Raw genomic sequence first — 273 nt, forward strand, 5'->3', positions numbered from 1 at the left:
GTGCTGAGTGCTTAGATACTTGGCCAGCTCTTCACGCACGCTCTGGGATTCGGTCTCGCGGTAACGCCGTTCCAGGTTCGGCAGGATGCCTTCGAACGGATGGGCACGCTTGACGATGTCGCCGCGATCATTGAGGTAGCGGAAGTTGACGCTCTCGCGCCCGGAGCCGCTGAGTACCGCCTTGCGATGCCTGTCGTCCAGGCTCTTGAAAGGTTCGTCCAGGCTGAAGCCATAGTGGCTCGCCAGCGAGCCGAGCATCTGGAAGTAGTAGAC

The 273-nt window shown here is 60.4% G+C and carries 1 protein-coding gene; it reads right to left on the minus strand.

Features of this window, described 5'->3' with window-relative positions; all coding sequences use genetic code 11:
• Positions 1-273 (minus strand): hypothetical protein (locus AB2L51_RS15175; protein WP_475557853.1); only part of this gene is annotated, 273 nt, incomplete at both ends.

Origin of the sequence: Acetobacter fabarum (assembly GCF_040702925.2) — a bacterium.
Lineage (GTDB): Bacteria > Pseudomonadota > Alphaproteobacteria > Acetobacterales > Acetobacteraceae > Acetobacter > Acetobacter fabarum_B.